The sequence below is a fragment of the Arthrobacter agilis genome (assembly GCF_006494655.1).
Lineage (GTDB): Bacteria > Actinomycetota > Actinomycetes > Actinomycetales > Micrococcaceae > Arthrobacter_D > Arthrobacter_D agilis.
The window spans coordinates 128,237-150,635 of record NZ_VHIM01000006.1 but is presented as its reverse complement, the minus strand read 5'-3'; the positions used below and the strand labels follow the sequence as shown (position 1 = coordinate 150,635).

Sequence of the window (22,399 nt, the reverse complement as noted above, 5' to 3'; positions counted from 1 at the left end):
CCGATCCGCGGTGTGCGCGGGACAGGAAAAGCGCAGGCCCGGACGATAGACTTGGCACCATGACTATGCCTCCCGATCCCTTCGGCAATGACCCGCTCGACACCGGTTCCGGTGGATCGACGGCGACTCTCGAGCGCGAGGAAGTGCAGCAGGAGGTCGAGCCGGGCGACGCCGAACGGTTCGCGCACTACGTGCGCAAGGAGAAGATCATGGAGTCCGCGTTCACCGGAGAACCGGTGATCGCCCTCTGCGGCAAGGTGTGGACGCCCGGTCGGGACCCCGAGAAGTTCCCCGTGTGCCCGGAGTGCAAGGAGATCTACAACGGGCTCCGTCCCGGGGGCGACGACAAGCCCAAGAAGTAGCCTGCAGGCGGTACCTCCGAGGAGTGGTGCTCGCTCCACTCCAGCAGAACAGGTGCCATGAGCAAGGTCTCCAGCAGGACGTCCGGCCGGCCTACGGGCGGCGGTGCGATGTCACCCGAGCTGCGGCCCCTGACCGTCGGTATCCTCGCGATCATCACGTGCGCCGCGTTCGAGGCGATGGCCGTGGTGACGGCGATGCCGTCGGTCGCCCGGGACCTGTCGGGGGAGTCGAGCTACGGCCTCGCGTTCTCGATGTACCTGACGGCGTCGCTGCTCGGCACCGTGCTCGCCGGGTCCTGGTGCGACAGGCAGGGTCCCCGCCCGGCCCTCGCCGTCGGGATGGCCCTCATGATCGTGGGCCTGCTCGCGGCAGGAGCCGCCCCGGCGTTCTGGCTCGTCACCATGGGCCGGGCCATCTCCGGTCTGGGTGGCGGCTTCATGATCGTCGCCGTGTACGTGGTGATCGGCCGGTCCTTCCCCCAGCACGCACAACCCGTCGTGTTCGGCTGGCTGGCCGCCGCCTGGGTACTGCCGGCGCTGATCGGTCCGGTCGTGGCAGGGTTCGTCACGGAGCAGTTCGGCTGGCGCTGGGTGTTCCTCGGGGTCGCGCCCGTGGTGCTCGCGGCCGTCGTGATCGTCTGGCCGAAGACGAGCGACCTGGGTGCCCCGAGCGCTCCCGACGTCGGATCGGCGAGGGCCCGCACCCTTCGGGGGCTCGCCCTGGCGGGGGGCGTCTTCGCGGCCCAGTGGTCGGTTGTCCGGCTCGCCGACACGGACAGCCCGTCGGCGGCCGTCGCGGGAGGGCTCGTCCTGACCGCCGTGGCCGGGATCGCCGTCGTCGTGGCCGTCCTGCCGCCGCTCCTCCCGAAGGGGACCCTCCTGCTGGCACGTGGGCTGCCCAGCGTGATCGCGACCAGGGGGCTCGTCACCATCGCGTTCTTCGGCACGGAGGCCTTCATCCCGCTCATGCTCGTCAGCTCGCGGGGCATCAGCGCCGGCACGGCCGGGCTGACGCTGAGCGCCGGTGCCCTCGGCTGGAGCCTCGGCTCCTTCGTGCAGGCGCGGGTCACGTTCGAACGCGGCTGGCTCCTGCTCGCAGGCTCGTCCATCCTCTCCCTGTCCCTCGGCGGGTTCGCCCTCGCGACGGCGGTCGAGGCACCGCTCTGGGTACTGGCCGTGGTCTGGTCCACCTCAGGATTCGCGATGGGCATGACCCTCTCGAGTACCTCCGTCCTGGTGCTGAAACTCTCAGCCCGCGCCGAGCAGGGCCGGAACTCGGCCGCCCTCCAGATCTCGGACCAGCTCGGCGGCGTGGTCGGGACGGCCGGGGCGGGCGCGCTGTTCGCGCTCCTGCACGACGACGCGGACCCCGGACACGTCCCCACGTTCGTTGCCATCTGGCTGGCTCTGTGGGTGTCCACGGCAGCAGGTATAGTTTCGGGTCTGAGAGGGGCCAGGGCATCCGATGCCGGCCCCGGCTCGACCCCCGGCAAGTCAATGGAAGGTACTGTCCCGGCGTGAGTAATGACACCCTGTTCGGTGCCGGCGCAGCCCTGCCCCCCGCGTATCCCGAGCGAGCGGCGTGGGGCACGGCCCCCAAGCTCCGCCAGTGGCAGAGCGAAGCGCTGGAGAAGTATTTCACCGAGTCGCCGAGCGATTTCCTCGCCGTCGCGACGCCCGGTGCGGGCAAGACGACGTTCGCCCTCCGTGTCGCCACCGAGCTCGTGGACCGGGGGATCGTCAACCGCATCACGGTCGTCGCCCCGACCGATCACCTGAAGCGCCAGTGGGCGGACGCGGCGGCGCGCGTGGGGCTGGCGATCGACCCGAACTTCAAGAACGCCGACGGACGCCACGGCGGAGCCTTCATCGGCGTCGCGGTGACCTACGCGCAGGTGGCGAGCAAGCCCATGCTGCACCGCGCCAAGACCGAAGCCGCCCGGACCCTCGTCATCCTCGACGAGATCCACCACGGCGGCGACGCGCTCTCCTGGGGCGACGGCATCCGGGAGGCCTTCGAGCCCGCGGCACGGCGTCTCGCCCTCACCGGGACACCCTTCCGCTCCGACACCGCGGCCATCCCCTTCGTGGAGTACGCGGAGGACCGCGACGGCATCCGCCGGTCGCGTGCCGACTACACCTACGGGTACGGGCAGGCGCTCCGCGACCACGTGGTGCGGCCCGTGATGTTCATGGCCTACTCCGGTCAGATGCGCTGGCGCACGAGCGCCGGCGAGGAGATGGCCGCATCCCTCGGCGAGGCCGCGGTGACGAAGGACATCACCGCCCAGGCGTGGCGGACCGCGCTCAATCCCGCGGGCGAGTGGGTCCCCGCGGTCCTCGCCGCGGCGGACAAGAGGCTCACGGAGGTGCGGCGCACCGTGCACGACGCCGGTGGCCTGGTCATCGCGACGGACCACGACGACGCGCGCGCCTACGCCGGCCAGCTCAAACGGATCACGGGCGAGTCGCCGATCGTCATCCTCTCCGACGACGCCAAGGCCTCCTCGAAGATCGAGGAGTTCTCCGACGGGGACAAGCGGTGGATGGTGGCCGTCCGCATGGTGTCCGAGGGTGTCGACGTCCCGCGGCTCGCCGTCGGCGTGTACGCGACGTCCACCGCGACGCCGCTGTTCTTCGCGCAGGCCGTGGGCCGCTACGTCCGCGCCCGACGCCGCGGGGAGACGGCGTCGATCTTCCTCCCGTCGGTGCCCAATCTCATGGCACTCGCCAACCAGCTCGAACTCGAACGCGACCACGCACTCGACCGTCCGGAGAAGGACGACGAGGGTTTCGGTCTCGAGGACGCCCTCATGGAGGCCGCCAACCGCGAGGACAAGGCGTCGGACTCGCTCACGAAGCAGAAGTTCGAAGCGCTGGAGTCGCAGGCGTCCTTCGACCGCGTCCTGTTCGACGGCGGCGAGTTCGGCACGGGCGGGGAAATGGGGAGCGAGGACGAGCAGGACTTCCTCGGCATACCCGGGCTGCTCGACGCCGACCAGGTGGGTCAGCTGCTGCGTCAGCGCCAGCACGAGCAGCAGTCCCGCCGGAAGGCCCGGGGGCCCGCGGTCCCGGCTGCGGAACCGCTCGTCGTCGACCACCGGCAGCTCACGGAACTGCGCGGCCAGCTCGCCAAGAACGTCTCCGCGTGGGCTGCCAGGACCGGCATGCCGCACGGCCAGGTACACACCGAGCTGCGCCGCCAGTGCGGTGGACCCGCCGTCGCCCAGGCCGACGAGGACCAGCTCCAGCGCCGGCTGCAGAAACTGCAGGACTGGTTCATCGGCAAGAAGTAGCGGACCGAGGCAGCGCAACCGTAGGGAACGACGAAGGCCGGGCTGATGCAGCCCGGCCTTCCCCCTGTCCGCGTGCGTCGGGCCGCTACCGGGTCAGTTCGGCACCGGCCGTCTGCAGCTCGTCGAGCACGTCCTCGGTCCGGTCCTCGCGGACACCCCGGGTGAGGCCCGCCGGCAGCGAGACCGAGTACCCGGCCTGCAGGGCATCGAGGACGGTCGCACGCACGCAGTAGTCCGTCGCGAGTCCCACCACTGCCACCTCGTCCACCTCGTGGTCCCGGAGCCAGTCGTCGAGCGTCATGGGATCCTCGAGGCTCTCCGCGGCGCCGCTCCCGAGCTTCTGCTCGCCGGTCGGAACCTCGTCCTCCGGTGCCAGGACACCCTCGAAGCCGGAGTACGCCGCCTCGAACTGTCCCTTGCGGAAGACCGCGTCGATGCTCTCGGTGTCCAGGTCCGGGTGGAAGTCCGCGCCCCTGGTGTCCGCGACACAGTGGATGGGCCAGGAGTCGACGAAGTCGGGTGCCTCCGAGAAGTGGGAGCCCGGATCGATGTGCCAGTCCTGGGTCGCGACGATGTAGTCGTAGGCGGCGGCCTGCTCGTCGATGTGGTCGCTGATGTCCACGGCGACCTGTGCGCCGCCGTCGACCGCGAGGGATCCGCCCTCGCAGAAGTCGTTCTGGACATCCACGATGATCAGTGCGCGCGTCATGCTGATACCTCCTCGTACTCGGTGGGGATGACGGGTTCGCCGCGCTGCAGCCGCCGGACGGCGGCCGGAAGCTCGGCCATGGACAGTGCGTGGTGCTCTGTGGCCCGTGCCACGGCGGCAGCCCCGGTCCATCCCTGCAGGAGGGAGCCGTCCCGGACGAACTGCTGCATCAGGGGCCGGTCGTTGCCGTCGTCGGCGGGGCTGAGACCGATGCCCACAACCTCGGCCTGCGCCGTGCCGTGCTCGTCGAGCCGGCGCAGGGCGCGTTTGATCCCACCGACGGAGGCCTTGTTCGTGGCGGCCTTCGCGACGGCGACGAAATCGCCGTCGTCGTCCTGCCGGCTCACCAGCTTGTAGACCATGCCCGCGGTCGGTGCGCCCGAGCCGGTCACGAGCGACGTCCCCACGCCGTAGGAGTCGACCGGAGCGGAGGCGAGCAGCCCGATGGCGAATTCGTCGAGGTCCGAGGTGACGACGATCTTCGTCGTGTGGTTCCCGAGATCGTCGAGGAGCTGGCGGACCCAGCGGGCCTGCGCCACGAGGTCGCCCGAGTCGAGGCGGACGGCACCGAGTTCGGGGCCCGCGACGTCCACGGCGGTGCGCACGCCCTGTTCGACGTCGTACGTGTCGACGAGGAGCGAGGTCCCCCGACCCAGCGCGGCGACCTGCGCCTCGAAGGCTGCGCGCTCGGAGTCGTGCAGCAGGGTGAAGGAGTGGGCGGCCGTGCCGACGGTGGACAATCCGTAGCGCCGACCCGCCTCGAGGCTGGAGGTGCTCGCGAAACCGCCGATGATCGCGGCGCGCGCAGCTGCGACGGCCGATTCCTCGTGCGTGCGCCGCGATCCCATCTCGATGCAGGGACGGCCCGCGGCCGCGCCGGTCATCCGCGACGCCGCGGCGGCGATCGCGCTGTCGTGGTTGAGGATCGAGAGGATCAACGTCTCGAGGATGCAGGCCTCGGCGAACGTCGACTCGACGGTGAGGATGGGGGAGTGCGGGAAGTAGGCCTCGCCCTCGGCGTAGCCCGAGATGGAACCCGTGAACCGGAAGTCGGCGAGCCAGGCGAGGGTGGTGTCGTCCACGATCCGGCGGTCGGCGAGGAAGGAGAGCTGGGTGTCGTCGAACCGGAAGCCCGCGAGTGCCTCGAGGAGGCGGCCCGTCCCAGCCACCACGCCGTACCGCCGGCCCGCGGGCAGCCGCCGGGCGAAGGCCTCGAAGACGGATCGGCGGTGGGCTGCTCCCGAGTGGAGGGAGGCCTGCAGCATCGTCAGCTCGTACTGGTCGGTGAAGAGCGCGCTGTTCGGGAAGGTCACGGGGGCAGGCGGGTCTGAGGTCACGGCGTCGGTCACCCTCAAAACGATAGCGGGGTGTCCGCTGTAGGAGTACCCGGCCGGTACGCGGGGGTGCGTCCACCTAGAATGAGGGGTATGACAGTAGGCTTTGCAACCGGCACGGACACCCGGGAAGAGGTGGGGACGGTCGAGAAGACCGACCCGGACCAGCCCTGGATCGTCGTGGTGTGGAACGACCCCGTCAATCTCATGAGCTATGTCAGCTACGTGTTCCAGTCCTACTTCGGGTACACCGAGTCGAAGGCGCGGACGCTGATGCTCGAGGTCCACGAGCAGGGGAGGTCCGCCGTCATCTCCGGTACCCGCGAGAAGGTGGAGCAGGACACCGTGGCCCTGCACTCCTACGGACTCTGGGCCACCTTCGAAAAAGCCGGAAGCGAGTAGGCGCCCCATGGCGAAATCCTTCAAGTCGACGCGCCGCGGTATCACCGGCGCACTGGAGCCGGGCGAGGCCCGCCTGCTGCGGGCCCTGCTGGACGACGTCGTCGCCATGCTCGAACCGGAGACCGCTGCCAGCGAGGATCCGCTGGCGGCCCTGGTCGGGATGTCCGGAGCCGACACCGAGGTGAGTGCCCCGGGTGACTCCGCCGTCCGGCGGCTCCTTCCCGATGCAGTGCGCGGGGACGACGACGAGGCGCTCGCCTTCCGCCGCCTCACCGAGCGATCCCTGCGCGAGCAGAAGATGGGCGCCCTGCGCGCCAGTGCCCTTCTCCTCGAGACCAGCCCCGTGACACTCAACGACGAGCAGGCGAGGCTCCTGGCCCAGGCCCTCAACGACGTGAGGCTGGTCCTCGCGGACCGGCTCTCCATCGAGTCGGAGGCCGACGCCGAGCGCCTCCACGAGATCGCCGACTCGAAGGACGTGGACGACGTCGAGTCCTACCTGGCCCTCGTCTACAACTTCGTCACCTGGCTCCAGGAGTCGCTCGTCCAGGCCATGCTGAAGGCCGCGCGCCTCGAGCGCTGACCGCCCCGGCGACGGCCCGGCTGTGATGCAGCCCACGGGTCGGGCGATAGTTTTCATCGGCGGCACGCAATAGGGTCGGAGGATCATGAGTCCAGACCACGAGCACACCACCCGCAGCGAGGCGCCCATCGGCATCTTCGACTCCGGCGTCGGCGGACTGACGGTCGCTAGGGCCGTGATCGACCAGTTGCCCCACGAGTCGATCATGTACGTGGGTGACACCGCGAACGGCCCCTACGGTCCGTTGCCCATCGCGAGCGTCCGCGCCCACGCGCTCGGCGTGATGGACGAGCTCGTGGACTCCGGGGTCAAGCTCCTCGTGATCGCGTGCAACTCGGCGTCGGCCGCCGTCCTGCGCGACGCGCGGGAGCGCTACACCGCCCGGTACGGCATCCCGGTGATCGAGGTCATCCAGCCCGCCGTCCGCCGCGCCGTCGCGTCCACCCGGTCCGGTCGGATCGGGGTGATCGGCACGACGGCGACCGTCGGCTCGCGCGCCTACGACGACACGTTCGCGGCTGCCCCGCATCTCGACGTGACCTCCGTGGCATGTCCGGCCTTCGTCGAGTTCGTCGAGGCGGGCATCACGGGAGGCGCCGACCTGCTGCGCACGGCCGAGGAATATCTCGCACCGCTGCGCGCTGCCGACGTGGACACGGTCGTGCTGGGCTGCACGCACTATCCGCTGCTCACCGGCGTCATCTCCTACGTCATGGGCGACGACGTCACGCTGGTCTCGAGCGCGGAGGAGACCGCGAAGGACGTCTACCGGGCGCTGGTCTCCCATGGCCTCGAACGGGACGGCGCCGGCCCCGGTGTCCACCGTTTCATCGCCACCGGGGATGCCGCCGCCTTCGAGGTCCTCGCGCGCCGCTTCCTCGGTCCCGAGGTGCTGAGCGTGCAGCACGTGGACCATGTCGCGGCCCAGTATCCGACGGGCAGCCTCGCGCGCGTCACACCTGAGATGATCGCCGCCGCGGGGTATCGCCGAGCATGAAACTGACCATCGTCGGGTGCAGCGGCTCGTTCCCGGGCCCCCAGTCCCCGGCCTCCTGCTACCTGCTCAGCGCGGAGTGGGAGGGGCGCACCTGGCGCATCCTGCTCGATCTCGGCAACGGGTCGCTCGGTGCGCTCCAGCGCTACATGGACCTCCGGGAGATCGACGCCGTCTTCCTCTCCCATCTGCACCCGGACCACTGCATGGACCTCTGCGGCCTGCACGTCGCGGTGCACTGGGATCCCTCCGGGTGGGGCATGCCGCGCATCCCCGTCTGGGGGCCGGCGGACACGGCCGACAGGATGGCCAGCGCCTACGGGCTGGATCCCGAGCCCGGCATGCACGAGGATTTCGACTTCCGGTCCTGGAGCGACCGCGTGGCCGTGACCGTGGGCCCGTTCTCGATCACGCCGTATCAGGTGCTGCACCCCATCGAGGAGGCCTATGCGCTGCGGGTCGAGGTGGCCGAGACCGACGCAGCCGGGGCGAGCCGGCCCCACGTCCTCACCTACTCCGGGGACACCGACGCGTGCGACTCGCTGGTGGAGGCGGCGCGCGGCGCCGATGTCTTCCTGTGCGAAGCGGCCTTCCACGAGGGGCGTGACGACGCCATCGCGGGCGTCCACCTCACGGGCAAGCGTGCCGGCGTCGTCGCCACCCGCGCCGAGGCCAAACGGCTCCTGCTCACACACCTGCCGGTCTGGAACGACGCCAATCTCGCCGTCAGCGAGGCCAGGCAGAGCTACGACGGACACCTCGCGGTCGCCGTCGCCGGGGTCTCCTACACGGTGTGAGCCCCACCCTGCCGGCATTCCGCCCGGGCACGCCGCGGATTGCCAGGAAGCTCCCATGCGGGCCCGTCTAGACTGGAAATCATGACTTCCGCGAATGCCACGTCCAGCCCGCCCTCCGCTGCCGCCGCCCCCGTCGTCCGAGCCGACGGACGGGCTCCGGACCAGCTGCGGAACATCAGCATCACGCGCGGCTGGTCGAAGCAGGCCGAGGGGTCGGCCCTGATCGAGTTCGGCAACACGCGGGTGCTCTGCACGGCGTCCCTGACCAGCGGTGTTCCCCGCTGGCTCAAGGGTGAGGGCAAGGGGTGGGTGACCGCCGAGTACGCGATGCTGCCGCGCGCCACCAACACGCGCTCGGACCGCGAGTCCGTGAAGGGGAAGATCGGCGGGCGGACGCACGAGATCTCGCGCCTGATCGGCCGCTCCCTGCGCTCCATCATCGACACCAGGGCGCTGGGGGAGAACACGATCGTCCTCGACTGCGATGTCCTCCAGGCCGACGGCGGGACGCGGACCGCCGCCATCACCGGCGCCTACGTGGCGCTGGCCGACGCCATCCGGTACGCGAAGGACAAGAAGCTCATCCCCGCCTCGGCCAACCCGCTGACCGATACCGTGGCGGCCATCAGCGTGGGCATCATCGACGGCGTCCCGATGCTGGATCTGCCCTATGTGGAGGACGTCCGGGCGGAGACCGACATGAACGTGGTGGTCACCGGCTCCGGGACGTTCGTCGAGGTGCAGGGCACCGCGGAGGGAGCGCCCTTCGACCGGGCCGAACTCGACGCCCTGCTCGACCTCGCGCTGCTCGGGACCGCCCAGCTCGCCGAGATCCAGATCGAGACACTGCGGGACTCCCAGGGTGCCTGACACCACAGCGCGCCTCGTGCTCGCAACCCGCAATGCAGGCAAGCTCCGGGAGCTGCGCGAACTGCTGCGCGGTCAGGTGCCGGGACTCGACGTCGACACCCAGGTCATCGATGCCGCCACAGCGGGCGCCCCCGACGTCGTGGAGAGCGGCGTGACGTTCGAGGAGAATGCGCAGCTGAAGGCCGAGGAGACGGCTCGGGCCACGGGCCTGATCGCGGTCGCCGACGATTCCGGACTCGCCGTCGACGTCCTCGGCGGTGCCCCCGGCATCTTCTCCGCCCGGTGGGCCGGCCGGCACGGCGACGACGCCGCCAACCTCGAGCTGCTGCTGGCCCAGCTCGGGGACATCCCTGCCGATCGGCGGGGTGCCGCCTTCGTGTGTGCCGCAGCCCTGGCCCGTCCCGGTGTGCCCGGCGGCCACACCGAACGCGGCGAGCTCCGCGGCTCCCTCCTCGCGTCGCCGCGGGGCGAGGGCGGGTTCGGGTACGATCCCATTCTCGTCCCCGACGGGATGGAGCGCAGCTGTGCCGAACTGCCGGCGGCCGAGAAGAACGCCATCAGCCACCGCGGGATCGCCTTCCGGGCCCTCCTGCCGCACCTCGTCGCAGCGCTGGCCTGACCGTGGCCTCGTGATCCACATCAGTTCCGGCACCGGCCCCCGCCGCCGGAACCAGCAGGAACGTCAGGCACCAGGTACCGGCCGTCCCGCGGGGCGGATCTCGAGAGGGACGATCACACCGTGAGCATCATCCAGACAGCGCGGGCGCTCGACGTCGCGGCAGCCACGACGTCGTCGGACGGGTCCGCGCTCGGCGCCGTCACCGACTGGGCCGTGAACCTCATGGAGACCATCGGGGCCCCCGGGGCAGGCCTTGCCATCGCCCTCGAGAATCTCTTCCCTCCACTGCCGAGCGAGGTGATCCTCCCACTCGCCGGCTTCACGGCGAGCCGGGGCAACTTCTCGCTCTTCGAGGCCATCCTGTGGACCACCCTCGGCTCCGTCGTCGGCGCGTACGCGCTCTACGCCCTCGGAGCGTGGCTCGGCCGGGACCGCATGCGGCGGCTCGTGTCCAGGGTCCCGCTCATCGACATCGAGGACGTCGACAAGGTGGAGAACTGGTTCGACCGGCACGGGTACCGTGCCGTGTTCTTCGGGCGGATGATCCCGCTGTTCCGAAGCCTCGTGTCCATCCCGGCCGGCATCGAACGCATGCCCCTCGGCATGTTCCTGCTGCTGACCACCTCCGGCAGCCTGATCTGGAACTCGGTCTTCGTCCTCGCCGGCTTCTACCTCGGCGAGAACTGGGAGGTCGTCGAGCAGTACGCGAACACGTTCCAGCGGCTCGTGATCGTCGCCGTCGTGCTGTTCGCCGTCTGGTTCGTCGTGTCCAAGGTGCGCACGTACCGGATCAGGAAGCGGGAGTCGTGAGTCCGGACGGTTCCGGCGGCGGGGTGGCCGACCCGCTGGCAGGGATCTGGCCGCCCTTCGGGCTGGTCATCCGCACACCGCGGCTGGTGCTCACGCCCGTCCGCGACGCCCACCTCCCCGAGCTCGTCGACGCCGTGCTCGCAGGCATCCACGACCCCGCGGAGATGCCGTTCAGCGTGCCGTGGACCGACGCGCCCCGCGACGTGCTCATCCTCGAGACCGCGAAGCACCAGTGGCGCACGAGGGCGCAGGTCTCGGTCGAGTCCTGGACCCTCAACTTCGTGGTGCTGCACGAGGGGCGCGTCGTCGGGATCCAGGACCTCGTGGCCCGATCCTTCCCGCTGCTGCGCCGGGTGGGGTCGGGTTCGTGGCTCACGCGACAGGCCCAGGGGTGCGGCATCGGCACCGAGATGCGCTCCGCCGTCCTGCAGTTCGCCTTCGACCGGCTGGGCGCCACCTCCGCCGTGTCCGAGGCCGCGTCGTGGAACCGGGCGTCCCTCGGCGTGTCACGCCGACTGGGGTACAGGGACAACGGGACCACGCTGGTCGAGGCCAGGCGTGGCGAGGTGGAGCTCCAGCAGAACCTCCTGCTGGACCGCGAGGACTTCGTGCGGCCCCCCTGGACGGCCGAGGTCGAGGGTCTGGAGCCCGTCCTCGCCCAGCTCATTCCGGGACGGCAGAGCTGACCACGGGCTGCAGGCCCCGGGCAGCGCTCGCGGGTAGATCCTCCGGTCGCCGGCCAGGTGCGGCGGAGTCGGGCCGGGCGAGCATGGCGGAGAGATCGGCCGCCGGCGAGAACAGGCGGGCGTCGAGGCCGAGTGCTGCCGCCGCCGCGATGTTCTGGGGCGAGTCGTCCACGAAGATCACCCGGGCCGGATCCGCACCCAGCTCGGCGAGGACGTGTTCGAAGACCGCGGGCGTCGGCTTGACGAGCCGCAGCGAGGAGCTGAAGAACAGGTGGCGGAACAACCGCGTCCAGGGAGCGTCGGCGTGCTGCGACACCATGGCCGCGGGCATGTTGGAGAGCAGGGCGAGCTGTTCGCCCCGGGCCTCCAGATCCTCGAGCACATCGAGGGTCTCGAGGTTGGGGTGGGACCACTGGTTCCCGTCCAGGGCGTCCAACCAGGCCGCGCGGGTCCGGCTCACGGATTCGCCGCAGACCAGGGTCCAGTACTCGTCGGCGGTGACCGCCCCGGCGTCGTAGGCGTACCGGTGGAGCCAGTAGCGCGAGGTGGGTGACTGGAGATCCGCGGTGCCGGTCGCCTCGGCGAGGACCTCCCAGTCCTCCGGGGTGGGTGCTGTGGAGATCACGTTGCCGTAGTCGAAGAGGTACCACCGGCGGGAGCTGTCGTTGCGTGCCATGGTTCAGGGTAGGGCGCCGTGGTCCCGCCCGCGCCGGAGACGCGGTGAACGTTGCGTGAACGATCGCGGGGGTGGGCGGCAGTAAACTGGAGGACGTGGGAATCGCGTTCACGGCCATCGACTTCGAGACAGCGAACGGCTTCCGCGGTTCGCCCTGCGCGGTGGGTCTCACCAAGGTTCGCGACGGCCGGATCGTGGAGGAGGCGTCCTGGCTCATGCGCCCTCCCGAGGGCCACGACCACTTCGACGCACGGAACGTCGCCATCCACGGGATCACGGCGGGGATGGTCGTCGACGCACCGCGGTTCGGGGAGCTGTTCCCCGAGATCGGCGGCTTCATCGGCTCCGACGTGCTGGTCGCGCACAACGCGGCCTTCGATCTCGGCGTGATCCGTTCGGCTCTCGAGGTCTCGGCGCTCGCCGGTCCCGCATGGGACTACACGTGCACCGTCGTGCTCTCCCGCAGAAGCTACTCGCTCCCGTCCTACTCCCTGCCGTTCGTCGCCGAGGCGGCGGGTGTGCCGCTGGTGAACCATCACGACGCCGTCGAGGACGCGCGTGCCTGCGCCGGGATCCTGATCGACATCGCCCGCCGCTACGACGCGCCGACCGTCGAGGACGTCCTGGGGGCCCACGGTCTCCCACTGTCGCGTGCCGATCCCTACGAGCCCGGGCTCGACGATCTGTCGAAGGCCACGCGGACGGCGCTGGGCCGCGGAACCTCACCCGTGGGCTGGGCCGGCTGGCCCGAGGAGGGCGCCAATCCGCACGCCAACGCCCAGGCGGACCCGCGCCATCCGCTGTACGGGCAGACCGTCGTCTTCACCGGCAACCTCGGCATCCCCCGTCCACAGGCCAAGGAACGCGCGGCCCGCCTGGGCGCACAGCCCGCCAGCTCGGTGACCCGCCGCACCACGGTGCTCGTGGTGGGGGACGGCTTCGTGGCTTCGGATCTGCGCGACGGACGCGTCACCGGCAAGGCGCGGCGGGTCCTGGAACTCCACGAGCGGGGCCAGGAGATCGAGGTCCTGTCCGAGGCGGAGTTCCTGCAGCTGACCGGCGGCAGCCGCACGGGCGGGCCGGCGTAGACCGGGCGGGCGGCCGCGCAGCCCGTAGCCGCGATCAGACGCGCAGCGCGATCCCGGTGAGCTCGGCCGAGAGATCGAGAAGGCGTGACGCCGCATTGCTCTCTCGCGCGTGCGGCTTCGCCTCGACCACGGCGGGGCGGCCCCGGAGCTGGAACCAGCCGTCGGGACCGCAGTACGCGCCGTTGGGGATGGTGGTGTCCACCGCCGCCCTGACCAGAGGCCAGGCCCCCTCGTCCTTGCCCTGTGCGACGGGCTGCAGGATCCGCTGCCGCCACAGCGGCGCGTCCTCGTGCGCTGCGACACCGGGCCGGGGTGGTGTGAGCATCCCGAGCGCGAATCCCGGGTGTGCCACCACGCTGGTCGCGGTGCTGCGCGACAGGTCGAGCCGGCGGGCCAGCTCGAACCCGAAGGCCATCACGGCGAGCTTCGACGTCGCGTACGCGCGCGCGTTGCGGTAGGTCGCGGGCTGCAGGCTCGACGGCGTCAGGTGCGCCCAGCGGTGGCTGATACTGCCGAGGTGGACGATCCGTGTGCTCGCCGCCGAGAGGGTGGGCAGCAGGAGCGCCACCAGGGCGTAGTGGCCGAGGTGGTTGGTGCCGAACTGGAGTTCGAAGCCGTCCGCCGTGGTCCGGCGGCGGGCCGCACCGACCACCCCCGCGTTGGCGACGAGCGCTGCGAGCGGCGGTCCGGCCGCCACCGTGTCCGCCGCTGCACGCACGGATCGGAGGTCCGCGAGGTCGAGGGCCTGGAACGTGACGTCCGCCCGCGGAAACCGGCTGCGGATGGCGTCGATGGCACGCCGGGCCTTGTCCTCGCTGCGGGACGCCATGACCACGGATGCGCCGGCGCCGGCGAGTTGTTCAGAGGCGAAGTAGCCGAGCCCGGCATTGCCTCCCGTGACGAGGACGCGACGACCGGTGAGGCGGGGGAGATCGGAGGGCTTCCACATGGTGCCAGCGTAGGCCTTCCGAAGGAAGGGGCAGGGACGGACAGGGCGGTGCCGGTGGTGCCGCCACGGAGGTGTGTCCGGTTCGCGGGTCGTCCGAGCGCGACCCCGACCCGTCGACGTCAGGTCCCCGTGGTGGCCTTCAGGAGGGAGCGCGCCATCCCCCGGACCACGGCGGCGACGCCCGGGGCCTCGAGATAGGCGGCCGGGAGCGCAGCGGTGCCATGGAGGGCGCCCACCAGTCCGCCGGCCAGAGATGCCCGGACAGGGGCGGATGCGTCGGATCGCCCGGCGGCAGCATGGGCAAGTGCGGCCGCAAGATGCTCCTGCGGCGACGACTGTCCCTCCGCGCGCACCAGGACGGACTGCAGGGCGGAGTCGAACACCGCCTCCGCCGTCGTCCCCTCGGCAGGGATCGCACCGTCCGCGGCTCGGGCAGTGGCGGGCTCGTGCGCGTCGCCCCCTCCGCGATGCACGGCCTCGTCGAGGGCGAGGCCGTCGATGGCCAGGGCACGGACGATCGCGCTGAAGCGGGCCGCCGTGGTTCGCGCACCGTCGCCGCCGTGTGTCAGGGCCGCAGCATCGACGGTCAGGCGTTCGACCATGCTCTCCGGGATGCGCGGCACCAGCCCGAAGGGCGCTGACCGCATGAGCGCGCCGGCGCCGTCCGCCTGGAGGTTGAGGGGACGTGCGCGCGTCCCCATCTCTCCGGTGCGGAGGGCACGCATCGTCTCGGCATCGGGGTCCCGCACCGGCAGGAGTCCCTCCTGCCGGTCGAGCCATCGGGCCGGGGCCGCCGGGGCGTTGGCCGGCAGGGATTCACCCTGCCGGACGAGCCAGCGGAGGTAGGCGAGCCACAGGCAGGCCGTCTCGTCCGCCGCCACGCCGTCGTTGGCCCACTCGAGAGCATCGACGAGCCCGTCCACGGTGTAGAGGGTCAGCTGGGTCGCATCGGACACCCTCAGATCGGTGGGATCGCGCAAAGCTGCGGTGGGGTCTTCACCCGCGGCATGCAGCACCCCGTAGGCGTCACCGGCCATCGTGCCCAGCAGGCACCCGAGCACGCGGTCGGCAGACGTTGCCGCGCCGGCCGGACCAGGGGCGTCGCCGGAGCCCGGGCCCGGTACGGCGTCGGTGGGTGGGACGGGCGGGGAGCTGTCTGTGGTCACCCCTCCAGTCTAGGGAGGGAACGGAGCGCGGCCGACGGGTCCGCGCGCAGGAGGCTTCCCAGCAACCGCCCAGACCCGGGTGCAAGGCTCGACGGCGGTCCGCGGCGTTCATCCGGACGACCGCCCGCACACCTCGACCGAAGGATGACGCATTGATCACACACACCACGACCGGCTCTGCGGTGCCAGCCATCCGCGAGGGGCTGGCCCATGACGGGAAGCGTCCTGCAGGGCTCGTCCCTCGCTCCGTCGCCGAAGGCGCCGGCTCCTTCCTCGTCATCCTCGCGGGACTCGGAGCGACCATGCTGGCCACGGAGACGTCCATCCAGCCGAGCCTCGTCTTCGGGTTTGCCGTGGTCGCGGCGATGATCGCCTTCGGACACGTGTCTGGCGGCCACTTCAACCCCGCGATCACGATCGGCTCGGCGCTCGCGGGCCGCACTGCGTGGCGGTCGGTGGTCCCGTACCTCCTGGCGCAGGTGGTCGGGGCGCTCGCGGCGTCCGGCCTGATCTGGCTGGTCCTGAGCGCGAATCCGCAGCTCTCGGGCATCCGGTCCTTCTTCAGCTCCGCGTCCAACGGATTCGGCGAGCACTCACCCGCGCAGTTCCCGCTGACCAGCGCCTTCCTCCTCGAGGTCGTCGCCACAGCCCTCCTCGTCGCCGTCTTCCTCGGGGCAACCGCCCGCCGTGGGGGCGGCGAGCTGGCGCCGTTCGCCGTCGGTCTGACGTTCGCCGGGCTCCTCTCGTTCCTGCTGCCGGTGACCAACGGCGCGCTCAACCCGCTGCGCGCCAGCGCCTCGGCCGTCTTCGCCGAGCCCTGGGCGCTCGGGCAGCTCTGGCTGTTCTGGGCGGCGCCGCTCGTGGGAGGAGCGATCGCCGGACTGGTGTACCGCAGCGTCAGGGCTTCCGGAACCCGCAGGCCGAGCGGCACGGCGTCCTCCCTGGACGCGGCGGATGCCGAAGGGAACGAGGGCGCCGCCGACAGCAGTGCGGACGCACCCGGCACGCCCGCGGCGCCCGATGCGCCGTCGGCGGAGCGCTGAGCGCGGGACCGGGCCCCGCCGAGCCCTGCGTCCGTGGAATGTCGGCAAGCAGCGGTAGCGTGAAAATCATGAAGATCCTCCACACCTCCGACTGGCACCTGGGCCGATCGTTCCACGGGACGGGGACCCTCGACGCGCAACGCATCTTCGTCGACAATCTGGAGAAGACCGTGCGTGAGGAGGGGGTCGACGTCGTCCTCGTCGCCGGTGACGTCTACGACCGTGCGCTGCCCGCCGTGGACGTCGTCGCCCTGTTCGACGACGCGCTCGACCGGCTGACGGTTGCCGGCGCGGAGGTCGTCATTTCCAGCGGGAACCACGATTCGGCCACGCGGCTCGGGTTTGGGGGGCGCGTCCTCGCCCGTGGCGGCGTTCATCTGCGCACGCGGATCGAGGACATCGCGGTACCCGTCGTGCGGTCGCTCGGTCCGGACATCGACCTCGCGATCTACGGCGTGCCGTATCTCGAGCCACGCATGGTCGCCGCCGCGCTCGAGGCGGACTCCGCGACGCACACGGCGGTCACCGAGGCCGCGCTCGGACGCATTCGGGCCGATCTCGTCGAGCGCCGGCGGAGCCGCCGCGTCGTCTCGGTCGTCATGGCCCACACCTTCGCCGCGGGCGGAGCGAGCAGCGACAGTGAGCGTGAACTGGCCGTCGGTGGCCTCGGGTCGGTGCCCCTCGCCCTCTTCGACGACTTCGACTACACGGCCCTGGGGCACCTGCACGGACGCCAGCGGCTGTCCGAGACGGTGCGGTACTCCGGGTCGCCGCTCAGGTACTCGTTCTCGGAAGCACACCAGGCGAAAGGGGCGTGGCTCGTGGACGTGGAGGCAGAGGGCATCTCCGCCGTCCGGGAGATCGAGTGGCCCGCCCCGAGGGACCTGGCGATCCTCACCGGACGCCTCGAGGAACTGCTGGTCCGCGACGACCTGACGGAAGCGGAGGGGGCCTACTGCCACATCACCCTCACCGACGCCGAACGGCCCGCGCGAGCCATGGAGCGCCTCAGGGCCCGATTCCCGGACACGCTCGTCCTGGCCTTCGAGCCGGAGGGCGGCGGCGTCGCGGACACTCGGACCTACAGTCAGCGCATCGCCGAGGCAGGCGACGATTCCGACATCTGCTGCGGGTTCCTCGACCACGTCAGGGGTCGTGCCGCCTCCGAGGAGGAGCGGGCCCTCATCCGACGCACCGTCGGAACAGCACTGAGCCTCGCTCATGAACGGTAGGTCGGCGCAATGAGAATCCACCAGCTCGAGATCCAGGCCTTCGGGCCCTTCGCAGAGCGACAGAGCGTACCGTTCGATGCGCTGTCCAGCCAGGGCCTGTTCCTGCTGAACGGACCGACGGGCGCCGGCAAGTCCAGCGTCCTGGATGCCGTGTGCTTCGCGCTCTACGGCTCCGTGCCCGGCGCCCGCCAGGCGACCAAGCGGCTGCGCAGCGATCACGCCGCGGAGTCGGTGGCCCCCGAGGTCTGCCTCGAGTTCTCGGTGGCAGGCCGGCGCTTCCGGATCGTGCGCTCGCCCGCCTGGGAGCGGCCGGCGCGCAGGGGGAGCGGGACCACCACCGAGCAGGCCCGGACCCTCCTCAGCGAGTGGAAGACCGGGGAGTGGGTCCAGATGTCGGCCCGGAACGACGAGGTGGGGCTCGAGGTGCAGGCCCTCCTCGGAATGGACAAGGAACAGTTCACGAAGGTGGTGATGCTTCCGCAGGGGGAATTCGCCGCGTTCCTCCGCGCGGACGCGAAGACTCGGCGGGAGCTGCTGCAGCGACTGTTCTCGACCACACGCTTCGAGGACCTCGAGCGGCTCTTCACCGAGGAGAGCCAGGCCCTGGCACGGCGCCTCGCCGAGCAGGAGGACCACCAGCGGAACCTCTTCCTGCGCGCCGTCGAGGAGGCGGAACGGCACGACCTCGCCACCACGAACCTGACAGCGGACCCGACCGCGGACGCCTCCTCGTCGGCCGGGTGGGCCGCGACCATGGCGGAGCTGACACGGGCCCTGAGCGCCCGGTGGGAGCAGGCGGCGGCCGAGAGCACCGAGCTCACCGAGCAGAGCGCGCTCGCGGACGGAGCCCTCGCCGCGCTGACCCGCCGTCGAGAACGATTCCGAACGCTGGCCCACCTCAGGGAACAGCGTCGACAGCACGGGAGCCGAGCGGAGGAGATGGCGCACCTGACCCGGGAGAAGGAGCGGCACGACCAGGCCAGCGGGCTCGCGGCGCTCCTCGAATTGGAGGAGGACGCCGAGTCCGGGTACCGGCGCGCCGACGAGGACTATCGGGAAGCACGTGAGCGAGCACTGCGACACGCAACGGTGGGAGAGTATCTCGCGCCGGACGCCCTGGCGGAGGACGTGCCTCGGCCCGCACTGCAGGCGGCACTGGTGGAGGCATGCGCGTCGTCGTCCGCGGCCCTGGCCGTCCTGCGCGCGGCGTTGCCGGACGAGAAGCTCCTGCTCCGCGTCCGCGCTGATCGGCGGCGGCTGGACGAGGAGGCCGCCCGTCTCGACGCAGACATCCTTGCTGCGGATCGATCGATCACTGATCTGCAGGAGGGCCGGGCGCAGGACACGCGTGCGCTCGATGACCGGCGGGCCGCGGCGGACGGGCTGACGGGCCTGCGCGAGGATCTGGCGCGGGCCCTGAGCGCCGAGGACGTCGTGGGGCAGTACGCGTCGGAGCAACAGCGGCTGGTTGCGGCGGAGACTGTGTGGGCGTCTGCCTCCGGGCACTTCCTCCGCCTGAAGGAGGCGTGGCTCGACGCCCTGCAGCTCCGGCTCGAACAGGCCGCCCAGGAACTCGCCGATGCACTGCGCGACGGCGACCCCTGCCCGGTCTGCGGCAGCCCCGCGCACCCGGCCCCCGTCTCGAGCCACGCGGGTCGCCGCGTGTCGCTCGAGGAGGAACAGGGAGCACGGCGTCTGCAGGCCGAGGCGGAGGCTGCCCTCCAGTCGGCCCGGGACGAACGCGACCGCATCCGGCTCCGTCTGGCGGAGCTCGCAGCCGGGGGCGGCTCCGACGAGCCGGAGGCCGCTGCGGCCGCGAGCCGCCTGGCGCGCTCAAGGGTCGAGAAAGCGGACGCGGCACGCCGGGAGTGCGTCGCGCTCGAGCAGCGACTGGCGGGCGTGGACGCAGAGGAGGACCGCGCGCGGACCGACCGGGAGGCACTGCACCGGGAGAGGGTGGAGGTCGACCAGCGGCGGGCGTCGCTGACGGACCAGGAATCGGCGCTCGGTGAGCGGATCGCGGCCCTGCGAGCGGCGGCGTCGTCGCTGTCCGAGCGCGTGGACGAGGTCCAGCAGGCATCCCGACGGCTCGAGGCCCTCCGACAGGCAGCGGAAGCAGCCGATCGCGCCGAGGAGAACCGGGGTGAGAGCCGGCGGCGGCTCGGCGAAGCCCTGCTCCTGAGCGTGTTCGAGACCGCCTCCCAGGCTCGGGACGCCCTGATCCCCGATGATCGCCTCGCCGGGATCGGGCGGGTGCTGGGGGAGTACGTGATCGCAGGCCACCGGCTCGACGCCGCCTGGGAGGATGCAGCGGTCCAGGAGACACTGCAGGAGGAACAGGAGAACCCCCATCCGCCGAGCGAGGCGGACGAGACGGACGCGAGGACGGCAGCCGCCGATCTGCGCGGCCGGGCCCAACGAGCCGTCGTCGGCGCCGAGGTGCTCGGTCACTCCGTCGCCCAGCTGGAGTCCTACTCACGCCGGTTCGCGGATCTGGAGCGCAGCGCCGCGCCGTTGCGCGCGGAGGTGTCCCTTGCGCTCTCCGTCGCCGAGACGGCGCGCGGGGGCGGGGAGAACCTCTACAAGATGTCCCTCGCCACCTACGTCCTCGCCTCCCGGCTCGAACAGGTCGCGGACGCGGCCACGGAGCGGCTGCTGCAGATGTCGGACGGCCGCTATCAGCTGGTCCACAGTGATGCGACGGCGGGCAACAGGCGGTCCGGTCTGGGCCTGAACGTGATCGACGGCTGGACCGGAAACCGCCGCGACACCTCGACGCTCTCCGGCGGGGAGTCCTTCATGGCCTCGCTTGCCCTTGCGCTCGGCCTCGCCGACGTGGTGCAGCAGGAAGCCGGGGGTCTGGACATCGAGACACTCTTCGTCGACGAAGGCTTCGGCTCGCTCGACGACCAAGCGCTGGAACAGGTGATGGACGCCCTCGACGGCCTTCGCAGCGGCGGGCGTGTCGTCGGACTCGTCAGTCACGTGCCCGAACTGAAGCAGCGGATCGGTGCCCAGTTGCAGGTGGTGAAGGGACGGCAAGGGTCGACTCTCCGCTTCGTGGAGCAGACCGCGGCCGTGTAGAATCTACGCGTTACCGGGTTGTGCGCATCGGGAGGAGGGACGATGCGCTTTCGACGCACCCCGAAAAGACCATGTACAGGACACCTTCACCGGCATCGCCGGTCCCATCCTCGCCACCCTCATCGACGCCAACACCGGACGCAGGAGCTGAGCGACGCTCCCGCCTCGGTCGATTCGGCGTCCTCCCGCACCTCGCAGGAGCATCCTTCCTCGTCATCGGGCTCTTCGCGCGGCTGCCGCTGGCGATGCTGACCGTCGGGGCCCTCACCCTCGTCACGACCGCCAGCGGTTCCTACGCTGCGGGTGGTTTCGCCGCCGGAGCGGTCGGCATCGGCTCGGCACTGGGAGCGCCGCTCCTCGGGGGCCTCGCCGACAGGCACGGCCAGCGGATCGTGCTCCTGGTATCGGCGGTCCTGAACACGCTCGCCATCGGCGCCCTGCTCATCATCGCCTCGACGACCGCCGACTTCTCGGGCAGTGCGCTCGTGCTCGTGCTCAGCGCGTCCTTCGCCATGGGCTTCACCTGCCCGCAGATCGGGCCCCTCGCCCGCGTGCGCTGGATGGCGATGACGCGTCGTCGCCCCCGCTCGGCCCTGGACACCGCCCTGTCCTACGAGGGCACCGCCGACGAGCTCACCTTCGTCCTCGGGCCGGCCCTCGTGGGTCTGCTCGCCAGCCTGATCGCGCCATGGGTGCCCCTCGCGCTCGCGGCGGCGCTGACCATCACGCTCGTCAGCGCATTCGCCCTGCATCACACAGTGACCTTCTCCGACCGCGCCCGGAGCGCCGTCGCGGGGGGAACATCCACCGCCGGCGAGGACGGCACGCGTACGGCGCTCGTCCTGCTGCCGATCGCGGGGATGATCGCCATGGGCACCTTCTTCGGGTCCACGCAGACCTTCCTGACCGCGTTCACCGGGCAGTTCGACGCGGCAGAGGCTTCGGGTCTGCTGTATGCCGTGATGGGCCTGAGCTCCGCGGTCGCCGCCCTGTCCGTCGCCTACTGGCCGCAGGCCTTCGGTCACCCGGCCCGCTGGATGGTGTCGGCGGGCGGCATGGCCCTGGCCGCGCTCGCCCTGGTGGTACCGCCGTCCGTGCCCGCCATGGTCGCCGTCCTGCTCGGCCTCGGGATCTTCGTGGGGCCCACCATGGTCACCATCTTCTCCATCGGGGCGGAGGTAGCCCCGGAGCGCCGCATCGGCACGGTCATGACGCTCCTTGCGAGCGGGATCGTCGCCGGGACGGCCCTCGGCGCGGGGCTCGCCGGGGCGTTGGCGGAGGCAGGCGGAGCGGAGCGGGCTGCCGTGGTTCCCGCAGCGGCTGCCGGAACGCTGCTCCTGCTCGGCATCGCGACGGCCGCGGTCCTCAGGGGCAGCCGTACGGCGCCGGTGGAGGGGGCCGCACGATGATCAGTCGGCTGTCCTTCGCCCGGTGTGGCGCATAGGATCGTTGGACCATCCACGACCCAGGAGGACTGCATGAGCAGCGAGGGAACCGAGCGCGAACAGACCGGGAAGAACGACGATCGGGACGGCGCGGGTCCGGAGGGGACCATCCCGTCGCACGGCGACGGTGTGGCGGCGGGCGCAACGGAGGAGCCCAGCTCCTTCGAGCCCGAAGAGGACGACGGCGACGCGTCCTAGATTCTGGGGACGCGGGAGTTCGACGGAGCGGCTCGAGGAGTGTGCATCGTCGAAGC

22 protein-coding genes are annotated in these 22,399 nt (G+C 71.2%); 17 read left to right on the top strand and 5 right to left on the bottom strand.

All coding sequences use genetic code 11. The features are described 5' to 3' along the window. Positions 1 to 59 precede the first annotated feature (59 nt). From FJV46_RS10955 to FJV46_RS10945, 3 genes are read left to right on the top strand one after another with little or no spacing between them, the layout of a single operon-like run. Positions 60 to 362, top strand: a complete 303-nt coding sequence (locus FJV46_RS10955) for a DUF3039 domain-containing protein (protein ID WP_087027317.1) — start codon at positions 60 to 62, stop codon at positions 360 to 362. Between the two features lie 57 nt (positions 363 to 419). Continuing rightward, positions 420 to 1,883, top strand: a complete 1,464-nt coding sequence (locus FJV46_RS10950) for an MFS transporter (RefSeq protein ID WP_087027319.1) — start codon at positions 420 to 422, stop codon at positions 1,881 to 1,883. Continuing rightward, entirely contained in the window at positions 1,880 to 3,658 is a 1,779-nt protein-coding gene (locus FJV46_RS10945; protein ID WP_087027321.1) for a DEAD/DEAH box helicase, read from the top strand. Before FJV46_RS10950 ends, FJV46_RS10945 begins: the two co-directional genes overlap by 4 nt. Before the next feature lie 85 nt (positions 3,659 to 3,743). On the opposite strand, the gene FJV46_RS10940 is transcribed toward FJV46_RS10945, so the two are convergent. Together FJV46_RS10940 and FJV46_RS10935 are read right to left on the bottom strand one after the other, a co-directional pair. Then, a complete protein-coding gene (locus FJV46_RS10940; RefSeq protein WP_087027323.1) occupies positions 3,744 to 4,367 on the bottom strand; it encodes an isochorismatase family protein in 624 nt (207 codons plus the stop codon). Beyond that, entirely contained in the window at positions 4,364 to 5,704 is a 1,341-nt protein-coding gene (locus tag FJV46_RS10935; RefSeq protein WP_256940805.1) for a nicotinate phosphoribosyltransferase, read from the bottom strand. Before FJV46_RS10935 ends, FJV46_RS10940 begins: the two co-directional genes overlap by 4 nt. 90 nt (positions 5,705 to 5,794) lie before the next feature. On the opposite strand from FJV46_RS10935, the gene clpS reads away from it, so the two are divergent. From clpS to FJV46_RS10895, 8 genes are all read left to right on the top strand, one after another. Continuing rightward, positions 5,795 to 6,103 carry an ATP-dependent Clp protease adapter ClpS gene (gene clpS, locus FJV46_RS10930; RefSeq protein WP_087027587.1) on the top strand — a complete coding sequence of 103 codons (309 nt, stop codon included), beginning with the start codon at positions 5,795 to 5,797 and terminating at the stop codon, positions 6,101 to 6,103. A 7-nt stretch (positions 6,104 to 6,110) separates the two neighbouring features. Then, on the top strand, positions 6,111 to 6,686 hold the full coding sequence (locus FJV46_RS10925) for a DUF2017 domain-containing protein (RefSeq protein ID WP_087027325.1): 576 nt from the start codon (positions 6,111 to 6,113) through the stop codon (positions 6,684 to 6,686). 85 nt (positions 6,687 to 6,771) lie between these two features. Further along, positions 6,772 to 7,683, top strand: a complete 912-nt coding sequence (gene murI, locus FJV46_RS10920) for a glutamate racemase (RefSeq protein ID WP_087027328.1) — start codon at positions 6,772 to 6,774, stop codon at positions 7,681 to 7,683. Continuing rightward, entirely contained in the window at positions 7,680 to 8,477 is a 798-nt protein-coding gene (locus FJV46_RS10915) for an MBL fold metallo-hydrolase (protein ID WP_087027329.1), read from the top strand. The genes murI and FJV46_RS10915 overlap by 4 nt, the downstream gene beginning before the upstream one ends. An 81-nt stretch (positions 8,478 to 8,558) precedes the next feature. Further along, positions 8,559 to 9,347, top strand: a complete 789-nt coding sequence (gene rph, locus FJV46_RS10910) for a ribonuclease PH (protein WP_087027331.1) — start codon at positions 8,559 to 8,561, stop codon at positions 9,345 to 9,347. Further along, a complete protein-coding gene (gene rdgB, locus FJV46_RS10905) occupies positions 9,340 to 9,966 on the top strand; it encodes an RdgB/HAM1 family non-canonical purine NTP pyrophosphatase (RefSeq protein WP_087027333.1) in 627 nt (208 codons plus the stop codon). Before rph ends, rdgB begins: the two co-directional genes overlap by 8 nt. Before the next feature lie 129 nt (positions 9,967 to 10,095). Beyond that, a complete protein-coding gene (locus FJV46_RS10900; RefSeq protein ID WP_232008693.1) occupies positions 10,096 to 10,776 on the top strand; it encodes a DedA family protein in 681 nt (226 codons plus the stop codon). After that, complete coding sequence (locus tag FJV46_RS10895; RefSeq protein ID WP_232008405.1) at positions 10,773 to 11,462, top strand: GNAT family N-acetyltransferase; 690 nt, start codon at positions 10,773 to 10,775, stop codon at positions 11,460 to 11,462. The genes FJV46_RS10900 and FJV46_RS10895 overlap by 4 nt, the downstream gene beginning before the upstream one ends. Here the strand turns inward: FJV46_RS10895 and FJV46_RS10890 are convergent. After that, the gene (locus FJV46_RS10890) at positions 11,440 to 12,138 is read right to left on the bottom strand and encodes an HAD family hydrolase (protein ID WP_087027334.1); all 699 of its coding nucleotides are present in this window, start codon (positions 12,136 to 12,138) and stop codon (positions 11,440 to 11,442) included. The genes FJV46_RS10895 and FJV46_RS10890 overlap by 23 nt on opposite strands. Before the next feature lie 95 nt (positions 12,139 to 12,233). On the opposite strand from FJV46_RS10890, the gene FJV46_RS10885 reads away from it, so the two are divergent. Continuing rightward, positions 12,234 to 13,226, top strand: coding sequence for an exonuclease domain-containing protein (locus FJV46_RS10885; protein ID WP_087027335.1), 993 nt, complete (start codon positions 12,234 to 12,236; stop codon positions 13,224 to 13,226). Positions 13,227 to 13,260: 34 nt separating this feature from the next. Here the strand turns inward: FJV46_RS10885 and FJV46_RS10880 are convergent, their stop codons facing one another. Both FJV46_RS10880 and FJV46_RS10875 read right to left on the bottom strand, forming a co-directional pair. After that, a complete protein-coding gene (locus tag FJV46_RS10880) occupies positions 13,261 to 14,175 on the bottom strand; it encodes an SDR family NAD(P)-dependent oxidoreductase (protein WP_087027336.1) in 915 nt (304 codons plus the stop codon). Positions 14,176 to 14,294: 119 nt separating this feature from the next. Then, on the bottom strand, positions 14,295 to 15,341 hold the full coding sequence (locus FJV46_RS10875; RefSeq protein ID WP_087027337.1) for an ADP-ribosylglycohydrolase family protein: 1,047 nt from the start codon (positions 15,339 to 15,341) through the stop codon (positions 14,295 to 14,297). 152 nt (positions 15,342 to 15,493) lie between these two features. On the opposite strand from FJV46_RS10875, the gene FJV46_RS10870 reads away from it, so the two are divergent. The 5 genes from FJV46_RS10870 (at position 15,494) to FJV46_RS15320 (ending at position 22,343) form a co-directional block, all read left to right on the top strand. Next, positions 15,494 to 16,384, top strand: a complete 891-nt coding sequence (locus tag FJV46_RS10870; protein ID WP_158250123.1) for an aquaporin — start codon at positions 15,494 to 15,496, stop codon at positions 16,382 to 16,384. 68 nt (positions 16,385 to 16,452) lie between these two features. Then, positions 16,453 to 17,616, top strand: a complete 1,164-nt coding sequence (locus tag FJV46_RS10865) for an exonuclease SbcCD subunit D (protein WP_087027338.1) — start codon at positions 16,453 to 16,455, stop codon at positions 17,614 to 17,616. A 9-nt stretch (positions 17,617 to 17,625) separates the two neighbouring features. Then, positions 17,626 to 20,700: an AAA family ATPase gene (locus FJV46_RS10860; RefSeq protein WP_087027340.1), complete on the top strand. Its 3,075-nt coding sequence runs from the start codon at positions 17,626 to 17,628 to the stop codon at positions 20,698 to 20,700. A gap of 71 nt (positions 20,701 to 20,771) precedes the next feature. After that, complete coding sequence (locus tag FJV46_RS10855; protein WP_087027342.1) at positions 20,772 to 22,109, top strand: MFS transporter; 1,338 nt, start codon at positions 20,772 to 20,774, stop codon at positions 22,107 to 22,109. Between the two features lie 69 nt (positions 22,110 to 22,178). Further along, positions 22,179 to 22,343, top strand: a complete 165-nt coding sequence (locus tag FJV46_RS15320) for a hypothetical protein (RefSeq protein ID WP_170212735.1) — start codon at positions 22,179 to 22,181, stop codon at positions 22,341 to 22,343. The last annotated feature ends 56 nt before the right edge of the window (positions 22,344 to 22,399 follow it).